Origin of the sequence: Acidovorax sp. FG27 (assembly GCF_040365715.1) — a bacterium.
In the GTDB taxonomy this organism is placed as follows: domain Bacteria; phylum Pseudomonadota; class Gammaproteobacteria; order Burkholderiales; family Burkholderiaceae_C; genus Paracidovorax.
This window is the reverse complement of sequence record NZ_BAABVY010000001.1, coordinates 82,602-96,053: the sequence shown is the minus strand read 5'-3', so window position 1 is coordinate 96,053 and position 13,452 is coordinate 82,602. Positions and strand designations below refer to the sequence as shown.

Here is a 13,452-nt window from a genome sequence, read left to right as displayed (position 1 = left end):
CGTCGTTCATCCTCGGTTGGAGAACGACCAGCGCTTGTGCCCCAGGTAGCTGGTGAAGACCGGCACCACCACGCCCACGGCATGGGCGATTTCCGGCACGAAGCGGTGCACGCCCAGTGCCGGCAGCAGCCAGCGGGCCAGCAGCATGCTCACGGCCCAGGTCTGCGCCACGGCCACGAGGTTGACCAGCACGAAGAACAGCATCGACTTGTGCGTCTGCTGGCGGCTGTCGGTGAAGACAAAGGCACGCGCCAGCACGAAGGCGGTGACCATGCCCACGCCGTAGGCCAGCACCACCGCCCAGGAAAACGGCATCCACTGGTTCAGCACGATGCGCGCCCCGAAGTTGGCGAGCGCGGCCAGCCCGCCCGTTACCAGGAAGGCCACGAACTGGCGCGATCGGAAGAGGGCCAGCATGCGGTTCAGGCGCCGGCCGCCGGCGCTGTGGCGGCGGCGCTCCGCGCCATGCGGCGGCCGAAGCCGATGCTCTCGGAAATGCCCCGGTCTTCGGGGTAGTAATACGACGTGTCGGCCACCCAAAGGCCCTGCACGGGCAGCTGCACGGGCGGCAGGCTCTGCAGGTAGTTGGGCGGGCAGATCGGCTGCGCATAGCGGTAGCGGCTCGCGCGCATCGCCAGGAAGTCATCGTCCTGCAGCGCGGGGTTGATGGTGCGCAGGTAGCGGCGCACCTTGTCGAGGAAGGCCTGGTCGGGCTCGGCGTACTTGGGGTGCTCGCCCGGCATGTAGAACGGCACGTAGACGATGGATTCCGGCAGCGGGCGCAGGTTGCTGTATTCCACCAGGCCAGGGATGTCCATGTCCGGATCGTTCACGTTGAGCCAGAAGTTCTCGGTGAGGGGCTTGCGCAGCTTGGCGATCACGCAGACCACGGCGATGTTCTTCAGTGCCGCGAAGCGCGAGAGCACGTCCTGCGGAAGATCTGGCATCAGGCGCGGCACGAAGGGCAGGGGCACGGTGCTGATCACCTTGTCGAAGGCCTCGAAACCCTGCGCCGTTTCCACGCCTTGCACGCGGCCCGCCTCCATGCGCACCCGGGTGACGGGCGTGGAGAGGCGGATTTCGCCGCCGTGCGCGCGGATGTCCGCCGCCATGCCGTCCAGCAGGGTGGCGGAGCCGCCTTCGAGGTGGCCGAGCTTTTCCTGCATGAGGCTGTAGCGCGAGCGGCCGATGCGGCGGATGCGGCTCCAGATCCAGGCGGCCGAGAGGTTGCCCGTGTGCTCGTAGAACTTGTATTCGAAGAGGCGCCGCCACAGCACCTCGTAGGCCTCCGCGCCCACCCAGCGGCGGATCCAGCCCGTGGCCTCGACGCCGTCGAGCGGCTTCCAGTCGTTGCGCTTGGTGGAGAGGAACGCGTGCAGTCCGTAGCGGAACTTGGCCACCAGCCCCAGGCCCTGGAAGCGCAGCAGCGCCACCGGGTTGCCCCAGGCCTGCAGGCGCTTCTGGAACCAGTAGCCCATGCGCGTGGCACGCCAGCGCATCTTTTCGCCCAAGCCCAACTCGTCCAGCACCTGCAGGAAGTCGTGGTCGGAGGTGCAGTGGAAGTGGTAGTAGCGCTCGATCGGCAGGCCGTCGAAATCGAACATCGCGGTCATGCCGCCCACGCGGTCGTCGGCTTCGAACACCACCGGCCGGTGGCCGTCGCGTGCGAGCTGATAGGCCACGGCCAGGCCCATGGGGCCGGCGCCGAGCACGGCGATGCGCTGGCCGGCTGCGGCCGTCGAAGAGGTAGCGGCGTTCATCAGAACTCCAGCACCACGCGGCTGTACTCCGGGTGGTGGAAGGTTTCGTGGATGGCCTCGGCAAAGGGTGTGGCCCGCACACCGAAGATGCCGGGCCAGTCGATCACCTCGAACTCGTCGTGCGCCACGAGGGCCTTGAGCTGGTCAGCGGTGAAGGGCGGGTCGCGGTCGAAGAGCGCCCAGATTTTCAGCAGCACGTAGAAGAGGCCGTAGGGGATCTTCACGATGGCGGCCTTCGCGCCGGTGGCGGCCTTGATGGTGCGGATGATGTCGATGTAGTCGACCTTCTCCAGCCCCGTGATGTTGAACACGCCGCCCACGCGGCGCTCCTCGATGCAGCGCACGATGATGCGGCAGAAGTCGGCCGCGTAGAGCGGCTGGCGCATGTAGCGGCCGCTGCCGGGAATGGGAAACACCGGCACCCGGCGCATGAAGCGCGAGAGCCAGCCCAGGTGCTTGCGGTCGAACCAGCCGAACATCAGCGTGGGCCGCAGCACGATGCAGGGAATGCCGCTGGCCAGCACCATGTCTTCCTGCTTGCGCTTGGTGTCGGTGTAATGGTCCTGCGCGACCGACTCCACCACCGACGAACTGATGTGCACGGTGTGCGGAATGCGGTGCTGCTGGATCAACGCGAGGATGTGCTGGGTCGATGTGATGTTGTTGCGCACGAAGGGCTCGAGCTGCGGCGCGCCGATCTGCGCCTGCAGCATCACCACCGCGTCGGCCCCGTCGAAGTGGCGCGCCCAGTCGCCGGGCTCGGCCAGGTCGGCCAGCTCGGTCACGATGTCGGGGTGCATCTGGCGCAGGATGGCGAGGTTGGCCGCGTGCTTGTCGATCACCACCAGGTTGTGGAAGCCGTGGAGCTTCAGGTGGGCGACGAGGTTCTGCCCGACGAGCCCGGCGCCGCCGGGGAGGATGATCTTGGGTGAATGCATGGCGTGTGGGATGCGTTGTGCGGGCGGGGGCCGGGGCTTTTTACTGCGCTGCCGGCAGCGCCACGCTGACGGAGCAGGGCGTGCCCGGCGCGGTCAGCATCAGCGTGGCCGGCAGGCTGGCAGGAGCGGCCCGGAGGTAGGCGGTGAAGGTCAGGTGGGGCAGGCGCGGCGAGCCTTCGCCCGCCACATGCCGCTTGCGCCAGCGGTCGCTGACGCCCACGCCCGCCACCGTGCCGTCAGGTTGCAGGACGTGCAGGGCGATGGGATTGAAGATGGAAGCCTGCACGGGGTGGCCGTCCGGCAGCAGGGCCCCGGTCACCAGCAGGAAACGCGGGTCTTGTGGAATGGGCTGGACGCTGTCGATGGTGGCGCGGCAGGCGGGTGGCGGTAAGGGTTCCTGACGGCCCAGGGCGTGCTGGGCTCCAGCCAGCGGAGGGTGGGCAAACACGCCGATGCCGTGATCCGCGGCGATGAGGGCCAGCCGGACTGCATAACTTTCGTCCCAGACCAGCATGCCCGTACGCCTCGCATCGTGCACGTCCAGCAGAAGTGCCAGCGCGGCTGTCATGCGCAGGTGGGGTACGTCGGTGCTGCGTGTGGCACGCATCTGGGTCTGCATGATCAACGCGAGCAGCACCACGAGCAGCACCACGGACAGCACCCTCGCCTTGCCCCTCAGCGCCGAGATTACGGGCCAATAGAGGATCGCGAGCGCGGTCCAGGCCATCATGGTGGGGGTCGTGTAGCGGCTCGAGATCGCGGTGACCAGGCCGAACCCGAGTCGTCCGCCTGCTGTGGCGAAGGCGATGCCCGAGACATAAGCGATGAAAATCAACAGCGAAAGCTCCAGGGCGCGCGTCCGCGGCGAGCGCAGCGCGGTGATCGCCTGGCGAGCAGCGAGGACGATGAACACTGCGCCGAACACCTGACCAACCCACATATGCTCTTCCAGGCGGAACAGCCGTTGAAACGGGCTGCCAAGGTATTGCAGCATGTACTGCACCATGCCGAGCGGTCGCTGCTGCAGCGTGGCAAGAAGGCTGCCGTGCCCCCCGGGTGATTTGTAGTCCAGCAGGTAGAGCGCCATGCATCCCGCCGTCAGAGCCAGCAGCAGACTGGTCCGGCGCCAGCCCATGCGCAGCAGCAGGGCATACAGCACCATCATCGGCAGCGCCATGATGCCGTTGATCATGGTGCCGATACTCATCACCCCCAGAGCGCAGGCGGCGGCGAACCAGGCACGATGCCTGCCATTTTGCGTCGAACGGTAGAGGCAGTAAAAGCCCATGAGCGGAACCAGCTGGGCCAGGAAAAACTGGCTCTGAAAGGCCCACTCCAGGTTCTCATGTTGCACCCACGACAGGAGCCACGCGCCCATCACCACCCAGGACAACACACTTTGCAACGGCGTGAGCGAAACCGCACGGGCGCGCAGGTAGGCATGAAGCGTCGCTAGCGACGTCAGGGCCAGCAGGTAGTTCACCGCAATGAGGAACACGAAGCGGCCACCGAAGACATGGCTTTCCAACCAAAAAAGCGCACGGGTGACCACCAGCCGATGCTCGTTCATCTGTTCCCACCAGGCCGGCCAGCCGACTCCCGTCGCGACCTTGTGCAGAAAGCTGACGAAGTGCCACATATCCCACACCGGCACGGGTGTGTAGGCGCGCCACGCGGCCACGGCCGTGGCCAGCACGAACCAGCCGGCGTAGAGCAGCAGTGCCGCTACCGCCCAGGGAGTCCACTGCAGACGACGCGATGACCACGTAGCCATGGCTCAGATGTCCATCTTGTTGAAGATGGCCCGGGGCAGACTGCGGATCACCAGCATGATCAGCGCCCACTTGGCCGGTGCATACACGACGGGCCTGCCCCGCTCCATGCCGTTGATGGTCGCCGCGGCCACCGACTCCACGCTGGCGAGCCGAGCCCCGCTGGCCTTCAGGTGCGCGGTCATCGGCGTGTCGGTCGGCCCGGGCTTGATCAGCACCACCGCGATGCCCGTGCCCGCGAAGCGGTGCTGCAGGCCTTGGGCATAACGCTCCACCAGCCCCTTGGCAGCGCCATAGACGTAGTTGGATTTGCGGCCGCGGTCGCCCGCCACCGAACCGATGATGCCGATCGTGCCTCGGCCCACCGACTGCATGGAGCGGGCAAAGGCTTCGGCGCATAGCACGGGCGAGAGCCCGTTGACGACCATGGCCGCTTGCGCTTCGGCGGACCGCTGCTGGCAGCCAGCCTGGTCCGGCAGGTCGCCATGCGCGATGAGTACGGCGTCCGGCGTGCAGAGCGCATGGACCTCCGCTGACATGGCGTCGATGGAAGCCGCCTGCGTCAGGTCGGCTTCGACGATGTCCACGGTGGCTTGCGGCGCCCGCACCCGGAGGTCGTTGGCGACGCTATCCAGCCGCGCAGCGTCACGCCCCACAAGTACCATCCGCCGGGCGGGGCCGGCCTGCAGCCACTGGCGCGCGCAATGCTGGGCGATGAGCGAGGTGGCGCCCACGATGACGATGGTGTTGAAGTGCGATGGGGTCTGCATGGGAAAGGATTCAAGGCATGGGAGTCGGCGGCGTCGAAGGATGACGGCGGTCACCAACCCATCAGCCGTTGCGACATCGCCGACTGGATGCCGGGATCGCGAAACGGCAGGAACTGGGGGAGCTTCGGGTAGCCGGACTCGAAAAGCGCACGCGGCATGCGCGCATCCTTGGCCGGGTACAGCCGGCCTCCGGCTTGGGCCACGACGCCGTCGAGCCGTGCAAACAGCTGCAGTGTGCTCTCGCCCCGATTGGGGAAGTCCAGCGCCAATGTGACGCCAGGTTGCGGAAAGCTCATCAGACCCACCGCTTCGCGCTGCCCGAAGGTCTTCAGCACGCCGAGGAACGAGCCTTGGCCCGTGGCGGTGATCTCTTGCAGCAAGGCGGCGATGGCCTGCGGGCCCGAGGCGTGGGGCACCACGCACTGGTACTGGTAGAACCCGGCGCGGCCATAGATGCGGTTCCATTCCTGCACGTTGTCGAGCGGGTAGAAAAAAGGAACGTAGTGCTGGCGGGCACGGCCGGCGCGGCGGCGGTTCAGATGGTAGTAGGCGGCGTTGAAGGGCCGCAGGGTGGCGCTGTTCACCAGCGAGATCGGTGGCGCAAACGGCACGGTGAGCGGTCGACCCAGCGCGGCGGGGGCCGCATGCGGCGCTTCGCCGGCTTCAGGGCGCGCCATGTTGGCGCGCAGAAAGATGCCTCGCACCGTGCGTCCGTTGTCTCGAGCGGAGAGGCAATCGATCCACGACACCGTGTGCTCCCACGCCTGCTCGGAGCTGTCGGCCAGATCGAAGAAAGCGCCGAGCGTGCGGTAGGGAATGGTCTCCGTCTCTAGCCAGGCGCCGGGCACCCGCACCAGCCGCAACGTCGCCTGGGTGATCACGCCGGTCAGGCCCATGCCGCCGACGGTGGCGGTGAACCAGTCGCTCTGCACCTGGGGGCCGCAGCGGATGCGCTCGCCATCGGTGCGAAGCAGTTCGAGGCAGCGCACATGGTCGCCGAACGAGCCCTGCACATGGTGGTTCTTGCCATGCACGTCGTTGGCGATGGCACCGCCGACGGTGACGATCTGCGTGCCCGGCGTCACCGGCAGCATCCATCCGCGGGGAACGAAGGCCTGCTGGATGTCGCGCAGCAACACGCCGGCCTCGCAGGTCAGCTCGCCCGTGGTTTCGTCCCAGGACACCATGCGATCCTGCGGTGCGGTCAGCCAGAGCGTTCCGCCGGGGTTCAGGGCCACGTCGCCATAGCTGCGGCCCATGCCGTGTGCGAGGCCGCGGCCGCCCGAGTGCAGCGGGAGCGCTTTCGGGGGATGATCGGTCAGGGGGCTCAGCGTGTGGTGGTCCGCGGAGAGTCGGCCCCACGAGCGGGCGATTACCATGGGTAATGCGCGCTGGCTGCCATCAGCACGGCGCAAAAGAGCGCGCCGGCTACCAGGCTGGCGCGGTCCTTGAAAGCGAACACCAGCGGGTCGTCGTGCATCTGGCCGCGTGCCGCGCAAAGCCACATGCGGCTGACCCAGAAACACATGATGGGCACGGCGCCCCAGATGAGTTCCGGCGTGTCGTACATGACCAGCACCGTGGCGCTGTTCAGATAGAGCGCCAGCACCACGACGGCGGTGTAGCCGGCCGCGACACCTAACGACTGGACCATCGATGCGTCGGACACTTCGTATCCACGGCCGTGGGCGCGTGTCTTGCCGGCTGCCTGCTGCACCAGCAGTTCGGCATAGCGTTTGACGAAGGCCAGCGACAGGAACAGGAAGGCCGAGCACGCCAGCAGCCAGAAGGAGAGGGGCAGATCGGCCGCGACCGAACCGGCCACGATACGCAGCGTATAGAGGCAGGCCAGGGTGATGCAGTCCAGCAGCGCAATACGCTTGAGCGACAGCGAGTACGCCCAGGTCAGCGCCAGGTAGACCAGCATCCAGGCCAGGAACTGCGGCCCCACCAGGGCTCCGAGGTACAAGCTCGCTACCGCGAGGAGGGGGACCGCGATCGCGCCGTGCAACGAAGACAACGTGCCCGCTGCGAACGGGCGGAGCCGTTTGCGCGGATGCGCCCGGTCGCTGTCAAGGTCGAGCAGATCGTTGGCGATGTAGACCGACGACGCGCACAGGCCCCACGCGAGGAATGCCACCGACAGCGTGGCGAGAGAGTCGATATCCTGCAGCCGATGGGCGGCCAGCAGCGGCACGAGCAGCAGCAGGTTCTTCAGCCACTGGTGCACGCGCATGGCACGAAGCCACAGCAGCGCACGCCGTGCGCCCCGGATACCAGGCACCTCGTGGACGACGTTGCCGAGCGCGCGAGCCCTCGCAGCGACAGTGTCCGAGGCATTGACGACGATGGCCTGGCGGGACACCTTCCATACGGCCAGGTCCACGCCCGCGTTGCCGGCGTAGTCGAAGCCCCGCGCCCCGAAAGTCTTGACCAGGGCATCCGCCTTGTACGCCCCGGACAGGTTCAGCACGCCATCGCTGGCCATCACCTGGTCGAACAGGCCGAGATGGCGAGCGATGTCATGCGCTATCGATGCATGGGAGGCCGTACACAGCACCAGGCGGCGGCCCGTCGCCTTCTGCTCTCGCAGCCAAGCCAGAAATGGTTCGTTGAACGGCAGCGAGGCGGCGTCGATCCGCGTGCGATCGGATATCTGCTTTTTGAGCACCGCCTTGCCGCCCGCCAGCCAGGCGGGCATCTGCAATGCGGTGGCTGGACGGGTTCTCGCCAGTTGCAAAGCCGATTCGTGCAGCATGTCCGTGAGGATCAGGGTCCCATCGAGATCGACCACGAGCGGAATGGAGGGGTCGGCCGTCGCTGCGGTGCCCGAAAGGGTGTTCAACGGATAACTTTCAAAGATTGCCAATGTTTCGGATTGTGTACGAGGGCCGGCGGATTGTATGGCTGGAGCAGGCCAGGATTTCGTCTTCGGCCAGAGTGCGCATGTGCGCACCACGTCGTTCAGGGGAAGAAAGCCATCCCAAAAACAAAACGCCTGTGCGTTGTCCGCGACAGGCGAGTTGGGGGGGGAAGGCAGGCCGTGATGGGCATGCCTTGCCTTTCATTCTTAGAGCGCGGGGATACGCAGCTTCTGTCCGGGGTAGATCTTGTCGGGGTCCGTCAGCATGGGCTTGTTCGCCTCGAAGATGACGGGGTACTTGTTGGCGTCGCCATAGAACTTCTTGGCGATGGCGGACAAGGTGTCACCGCGCACCACGTCGTGGTATTGCGCTTCGGGCTCCGGGTTCGTCACGCTCATTTGGTTGTCGACGCTGGTCACGCCCGCCACGTTGCCGCAGCACAGGGTGACCTTTTCCTTGGCGGCTTGCGTGGGCGCTTCGCCCTTCACGGTGACCTTGCCTTCGGGGCCCTGGAACGCCACCTGCACGTTACTCGTGCCCAGGTTCTGCGAAGCGATGTACGTCTCGATCGCCTTGCTGGCCTTGGTGTTGAGTTCGTCCTGGGTGGGCGCAGCCGCGGTGGCCGCGTGCGCGTCCTTGCCTCCGAACAGTTTTTCTCCGGCTTCCTTGATGAAATTGAAAAGACCCATGGCTTCATTCCTCCGGTGGTGTTGAACGAGGCTGCAATGTACCGGGGCGCCTGCGCACCAGGCTGTCGGAAAGTATGCCGAAAGTGCATTTTTGACATTAGATGGACGATTGATTCCTCGGGGCGGTCTGTCGCCCCCGTTACCTTCGCTCCGCCTCCGCCGGGGCGTGGAAGCAAAACTCACGATAATCGGCCCATGACTTTTCTGGCCATCGACGTTGGCAACACCCGTCTCAAGTGGGCCCTGTTCGACGCACCGCATGCCTCGGCGCCCATGCGAGCCCACGGTGCCGAGTTCCTGGACAACATCGACCGGCTGGCCGACGGTGCGTGGGCGGGACTGCCTGCGCCCACCCGCATGTTGGGTTGCGTGGTCGCCGGCGACGCGGTCAAGCGCCGGGTGGTCGAGCAGATGGAGCTGTGGGACGTTCCGGCGCAGTGGGTCGTGTCGTCGGCGCAGGAGGCCGGGCTGGTCAACGGGTACGACCATCCATCCCGATTGGGTTCGGACCGCTGGGTGGCCATGATCGGCGCCCGACATCGCATGCTGGCCGGAGGGCGGGCGCGGCCCTTGATCGTGGTGATGGTGGGCACGGCTGTGACGGTGGACGCCATCGACGCCGAAGGCCGCTTTATGGGCGGCCTGATCCTGCCCGGGCACGGCATCATGCTGCGGGCGTTGGAAACAGGTACGGCAGGGCTGCATGTTCCCACCGGCGAGGTACGTCTCTTTCCCACCAACACCAGTGACGCGCTGACGAGCGGCGGCACCTACGCCATCGCCGGAGCGGTGGAGCGCATGGTGCAGCACGTCACCGCCCACTGCGGCGAAGAGCCCGCCTGCATGATGACCGGTGGTGCGGGTTGGAAGATGGCGCCGAGCATGACGCGCCCGTTCGATCTGGTCGAGAACCTGATCTTCGACGGTTTGCTGGAAATCGCCGCCCGCAGATTCGCGCCGGTAGCGGCGTGAGAGGGACCGGCCCCTGAGCAACTGATGGCGCCGCCACGGGGCGCTTCAGGCAGAGGGGTCAGGCACGCACTGCAACCACTGGGCTTGTGCCAATGAAAGGGCCAGATGCTCGGCGGCATCGCGGGGCTGGGCCCGGGCCGCTGATTCGTAGAGCCGCATCGCCGCCTGTCGGCCTGCATCGCCCTCCAGCATGACCAGCGCCCGGGCGTGCTCCAGCCTGCCGATGATGCTGTGTGGGTCGATGGCGTGCGCCTCCTGGAACAGCTTCAAGCCGGTGTCCGTGCGCGCACCGAAGGCCAGGCCTCCCACCAATGCGCCTACCTTGTCGATGACCTCGGCATGGAAGGTGCCCAAGGCCAGCCGCGCATCCGCATGCCCCGGCTCCAGCACCAGCACTTCCGCCAGCAGATCCCGCACCTTGCTGCCCAACCCTTCCGCCAGAGCCTTCGTCACGCTGCCGCGCTGGGCACAGCGGCCAAGTGCATATGCCTGCCAGAACCGCGCATTGGGATTGCGTGGTTCTTCCAGTGCCTGTCGCTCTGCACGTTCCGCCGCCTGCCGCAGAAGTTCGAGCTGGCGGCGCGCATCTGGCTCCAGGTAGAGGGCGTAGACGATCGTGGCCTTGTTGGCCGCCGTCCACCCGGCCGGGCCTGCTGTCAGCCCTGCGTGGCGTGCTTGCTCGAATTGCCCCGCATGAAACAACGCCCAGGCGTGCAGGACATCGGCATCGTGGGGCCAGGGTTCGGCGTCGCCCGCATGCAGCTGGGGCCAGGCAGTCCGCAAATCGGCAGCGTCCCTGGTGAAGTCCGCCGTGGAGCGAAACGGGATCCAGTGGGGCATGGGGTATTTTCCCGGTGGACCAAAAGTCAGGCCGGCAGCGCCATGTCCGCGGGTTCGGCGGGGGAAGCCAGCATCGCGAGGCGACTGCGCTGTTCTGCAGGCAGGTAAGGCGTCAACAGGTTCATTGCCAAGTGCACACCACGCAACAAGGCCTGCTGGGCGCTCGCTGGCTCCAGCGCATGCCGAGGGTTGCGCACGTAGTCGAAACTGATCCAGTAGGTCACCAGCACGACCATGCTGGTGCTGGTGTCTGCGATGTGCTGCTCGTCCATGTCCAGCACGCCGTTCGCACGCAGGCCGCGCAGCATGCTTTGCATGGCCTGCATTTGATGGCCGATCACGGGCTGAACCGCGGCTTCGAGCTGCCGGTTCCTCGAGATCAAGTCGTTCAGGTCACGGTAGAAGAAGCGGTACTGCCAGATCAGCTCGAACAAGGCGCGCAGGCCCCGCCACGCATCGTCCAGCGTCCGGGCGGCACCACAGTCCTTCAAAACCGCACCAAGCGCCAGATCAAATCGGGCGAACAGCGCGTTGATCAGTTCGTCCTTGGCGGGGTAGTGGTAGTAGAGGTTGCCCGGGCTGATGCGCATCTCGGCCGAAATGGCGGTGGTCGAGACGTTGGGCTCGCCGAAACGATTGAACAACTCCTGGCTGGTTTCCAGAATGCGTTCGGCCGTGCGGCGCGGCGGTTTCTTCGCCATGTGCTGCCTCCACTGTCTCGTTATGTCCAAGGCTCGCAGCCACTCTACTCGACGTACTGGAGATGCACACGCTGCAGTGCAGCATAGGGGCGACCACACCGAACTCGCAACGGCTGGGTCAGAAATCGCAGGTGTGATAATTCCTGTCCTGCCGAACCGGCCCTTCAGACTTTTTCTCTTTTTATGATTCTCGTGACTGGCGGCGCAGGCTTCATCGGCGCTAACTTCGTTCTCGACTGGTTGGCCGCACATGACGAGCCTGTCGTCAACCTCGACAAACTCACCTACGCGGGCAATCTGCAGACGCTCGCCTCCCTCCAGTCCGACCCAAGGCACGTGTTCGTGCAGGGAGACATCGGCGACGTCGCTCTCGTCGGCCGTCTTTTGGCGGAGCACCGCCCCCGCGCCGTCATCAACTTCGCGGCCGAGTCGCATGTGGATCGCTCCATCCACGGGCCGGGCGAGTTCATCCAGACCAATGTGGTGGGAACCTTCCACCTGTTGGAGTCGGTGCGGGCGTTCTGGCAGGGCCTTCCTGGCGAAGAGAAGTCTGCGTTTCGCCTGCTGCACGTCTCGACCGACGAGGTGTACGGCACCCTGTCCGCGGATGCGCCGGCCTTCACGGAGCACCATGCCTACGAGCCCAACAGCCCGTATTCGGCCAGCAAGGCAGCGAGCGACCATCTGGTGCGTGCCTGGCATCACACCTATGGCCTGCCGGTGCTCACCACCAACTGCAGCAACAACTACGGCCCCTATCACTTTCCGGAAAAGCTCATCCCGTTGATGATCGTCAACGCACTGGCGGGCAAGCCGCTGCCGGTCTACGGTGACGGCATGCAGGTCAGGGACTGGCTCTACGTCAAGGACCACTGCAGCGCCATCCGCCGCGTGCTGGCGGCTGGTGTCGTTGGAGAGACCTACAACGTGGGCGGCTGGAATGAAAAGCCCAACATCGAGATCGTGCACACGGTCTGTGCCTTGCTGGACGAGATGAGCCCTCGGCCTGACGGCAAGCCTTACAAGGACCAGATCACCTACGTCACCGATCGCCCCGGCCATGACCGCCGGTATGCCATCGACGCCCGCAAGCTCGAGCGCGAACTGGGCTGGAAGCCCGCGGAAACCTTCGAAACCGGCATTCGCAAGACGGTGGAGTGGTATCTGACCCATCGCGACTGGGTAAGCGACGTGCAGAGCGGCGCCTACCGCGAATGGGTGGAAAAGCAATACGACACCAAGGCGGCCGCATGAAGGTGCTGCTGCTGGGATGCAACGGGCAGGTCGGCTGGGAATTGCAGCGCAGCCTGGCCCCCCTGGGGGAGCTGACAGCGCTGGACCACGACAGCGCGGAGCACGTGGCCGATTTCAGTCGCCCCGAAGCCGTCGCGGAGACCGTGCGGCGGCTTCGCCCGGACGTGATCGTCAACGCGGCCGCCCACACGGCCGTGGACAAGGCAGAGAGCGAGGAAGCCTTCGCTCGCACGCTGAATGCCACGACCCCGGCTGCCATTGCCAGCGTCGCGCATGAACTGGGCGCCTTGATGGTGCACTACTCCACCGATTACGTCTTCGACGGAAGCGGCGCCCGACCTTGGCTGGAGAGCGATGCACCCGGTCCCCTGAGTGTCTACGGCCATACCAAGCTGGACGGTGAGCGCCAGGTGGCGCAGCAATGTCCGAACCATCTGATCTTCCGTACCAGTTGGGTCTATGCGGCCAGAGGTGGCAACTTCGCCAAAACCATGTTGCGGCTGGCGCGGGAGCGTGAGCGCCTGACCGTCATCGACGACCAGTTCGGTGCACCCACCGGCGCTGAACTGCTGGCCGACGTCACGGCGCATGCCGTGCGCGCAACGCTTGCCGACCGCGCCAAGGCGGGCCTCTACCACGTGGTCGCCAGTGGCGAAACCCATTGGCACGGCTACGCGCGGTTCGTGCTGCAACAGGCCGAGGCAGCAGGCCTGTCGCTGAAGGCGTCATCTGAGCGTGTGGACGCCGTGCCCACCAGCGCCTTTCCCACGCCGGCGCGCCGGCCCCACAACTCGCGTCTGAACACCGACAAGTTCCAGCGCACGTTCGGCCTCGTTCTGCCTCCTTGGCAAGCCGGCGTGGCGCGGATGCTGCGCGAAACGCTGTAACTCCG

13 protein-coding genes are annotated in these 13,452 nt (G+C 66.0%); 3 read left to right on the top strand and 10 right to left on the bottom strand.

Annotated features, from left to right (window positions below; translation table 11 throughout):
* Positions 1-6 precede the first annotated feature (6 nt).
* From ABWV53_RS00430 to lysM, 8 genes are all read right to left on the bottom strand, one after another.
* On the bottom strand, positions 7-417 hold the full coding sequence (locus tag ABWV53_RS00430) for a GtrA family protein (RefSeq protein WP_353361799.1): 411 nt from the start codon (positions 415-417) through the stop codon (positions 7-9).
* Between the two features lie 5 nt (positions 418-422).
* Positions 423-1,760, bottom strand: coding sequence for an NAD(P)/FAD-dependent oxidoreductase (locus tag ABWV53_RS00425; protein WP_353361797.1), 1,338 nt, complete (start codon positions 1,758-1,760; stop codon positions 423-425).
* A complete protein-coding gene (locus ABWV53_RS00420; RefSeq protein ID WP_353361795.1) occupies positions 1,760-2,698 on the bottom strand; it encodes an NAD-dependent epimerase/dehydratase family protein in 939 nt (312 codons plus the stop codon). Before ABWV53_RS00420 ends, ABWV53_RS00425 begins: the two co-directional genes overlap by 1 nt.
* 40 nt (positions 2,699-2,738) lie before the next feature.
* Entirely contained in the window at positions 2,739-4,472 is a 1,734-nt protein-coding gene (locus tag ABWV53_RS00415) for a hypothetical protein (RefSeq protein WP_353361793.1), read from the bottom strand.
* A 3-nt stretch (positions 4,473-4,475) separates the two neighbouring features.
* Complete coding sequence (locus ABWV53_RS00410; RefSeq protein WP_353361791.1) at positions 4,476-5,240, bottom strand: SDR family NAD(P)-dependent oxidoreductase; 765 nt, start codon at positions 5,238-5,240, stop codon at positions 4,476-4,478.
* Between the two features lie 50 nt (positions 5,241-5,290).
* Positions 5,291-6,499 carry an FAD-binding oxidoreductase gene (locus ABWV53_RS00405; protein ID WP_353361789.1) on the bottom strand — a complete coding sequence of 403 codons (1,209 nt, stop codon included), beginning with the start codon at positions 6,497-6,499 and terminating at the stop codon, positions 5,291-5,293.
* Positions 6,500-6,612: 113 nt separating this feature from the next.
* Positions 6,613-8,085, bottom strand: coding sequence for a UbiA family prenyltransferase (locus tag ABWV53_RS00400; RefSeq protein ID WP_353361787.1), 1,473 nt, complete (start codon positions 8,083-8,085; stop codon positions 6,613-6,615).
* 225 nt (positions 8,086-8,310) lie between these two features.
* Entirely contained in the window at positions 8,311-8,793 is a 483-nt protein-coding gene (lysM, locus tag ABWV53_RS00395) for a peptidoglycan-binding protein LysM (protein WP_353361785.1), read from the bottom strand.
* Between the two features lie 195 nt (positions 8,794-8,988).
* On the opposite strand from lysM, the gene ABWV53_RS00390 reads away from it, so the two are divergent.
* The gene (locus tag ABWV53_RS00390) at positions 8,989-9,765 is read left to right on the top strand and encodes a type III pantothenate kinase (protein WP_353361783.1); all 777 of its coding nucleotides are present in this window, start codon (positions 8,989-8,991) and stop codon (positions 9,763-9,765) included.
* 45 nt (positions 9,766-9,810) lie between these two features.
* Here ABWV53_RS00390 and ABWV53_RS00385 read toward each other — a convergent pair whose 3' ends face one another.
* Both ABWV53_RS00385 and ABWV53_RS00380 read right to left on the bottom strand, forming a co-directional pair.
* Positions 9,811-10,605, bottom strand: a complete 795-nt coding sequence (locus tag ABWV53_RS00385; RefSeq protein ID WP_353361781.1) for a hypothetical protein — start codon at positions 10,603-10,605, stop codon at positions 9,811-9,813.
* Positions 10,606-10,631: 26 nt separating this feature from the next.
* Positions 10,632-11,306: a TetR/AcrR family transcriptional regulator gene (locus ABWV53_RS00380; RefSeq protein ID WP_353361779.1), complete on the bottom strand. Its 675-nt coding sequence runs from the start codon at positions 11,304-11,306 to the stop codon at positions 10,632-10,634.
* A gap of 183 nt (positions 11,307-11,489) precedes the next feature.
* Between ABWV53_RS00380 and rfbB the strand changes: the two genes are divergently transcribed.
* Together rfbB and rfbD are read left to right on the top strand one after the other, a co-directional pair.
* Complete coding sequence (rfbB, locus tag ABWV53_RS00375; protein ID WP_353361777.1) at positions 11,490-12,560, top strand: dTDP-glucose 4,6-dehydratase; 1,071 nt, start codon at positions 11,490-11,492, stop codon at positions 12,558-12,560.
* Positions 12,557-13,447 (top strand): dTDP-4-dehydrorhamnose reductase, encoded by an 891-nt coding sequence (gene rfbD / locus ABWV53_RS00370; protein WP_353361775.1) that lies wholly within the window; start codon positions 12,557-12,559, stop codon positions 13,445-13,447. Before rfbB ends, rfbD begins: the two co-directional genes overlap by 4 nt.
* Positions 13,448-13,452 lie beyond the last annotated feature (5 nt).

What these genes read in the sequence shown, in the direction of transcription:
- ABWV53_RS00410 (WP_353361791.1), bottom strand. Translation starts at nt 5,240, where the DNA reads ATGCAGACCCCATCGCACTTCAACACCATCGTCATCGTGGGCGCCACC.
- ABWV53_RS00415 (WP_353361793.1), bottom strand. Translation starts at nt 4,472, where the DNA reads ATGGCTACGTGGTCATCGCGTCGTCTGCAGTGGACTCCCTGGGCGGTA.
- rfbB (WP_353361777.1), top strand. Translation starts at nt 11,490, where the DNA reads ATGATTCTCGTGACTGGCGGCGCAGGCTTCATCGGCGCTAACTTCGTT.
- ABWV53_RS00390 (WP_353361783.1), top strand. Translation starts at nt 8,989, where the DNA reads ATGACTTTTCTGGCCATCGACGTTGGCAACACCCGTCTCAAGTGGGCC.
- ABWV53_RS00425 (WP_353361797.1), bottom strand. Translation starts at nt 1,760, where the DNA reads ATGAACGCCGCTACCTCTTCGACGGCCGCAGCCGGCCAGCGCATCGCC.
- lysM (WP_353361785.1), bottom strand. Translation starts at nt 8,793, where the DNA reads ATGGGTCTTTTCAATTTCATCAAGGAAGCCGGAGAAAAACTGTTCGGA.
- ABWV53_RS00385 (WP_353361781.1), bottom strand. Translation starts at nt 10,605, where the DNA reads ATGCCCCACTGGATCCCGTTTCGCTCCACGGCGGACTTCACCAGGGAC.
- ABWV53_RS00380 (WP_353361779.1), bottom strand. Translation starts at nt 11,306, where the DNA reads ATGGCGAAGAAACCGCCGCGCCGCACGGCCGAACGCATTCTGGAAACC.
- ABWV53_RS00420 (WP_353361795.1), bottom strand. Translation starts at nt 2,698, where the DNA reads ATGCATTCACCCAAGATCATCCTCCCCGGCGGCGCCGGGCTCGTCGGG.
- ABWV53_RS00430 (WP_353361799.1), bottom strand. Translation starts at nt 417, where the DNA reads ATGCTGGCCCTCTTCCGATCGCGCCAGTTCGTGGCCTTCCTGGTAACG.
- rfbD (WP_353361775.1), top strand. Translation starts at nt 12,557, where the DNA reads ATGAAGGTGCTGCTGCTGGGATGCAACGGGCAGGTCGGCTGGGAATTG.
- ABWV53_RS00405 (WP_353361789.1), bottom strand. Translation starts at nt 6,499, where the DNA reads ATGGGCCGCAGCTATGGCGACGTGGCCCTGAACCCCGGCGGAACGCTC.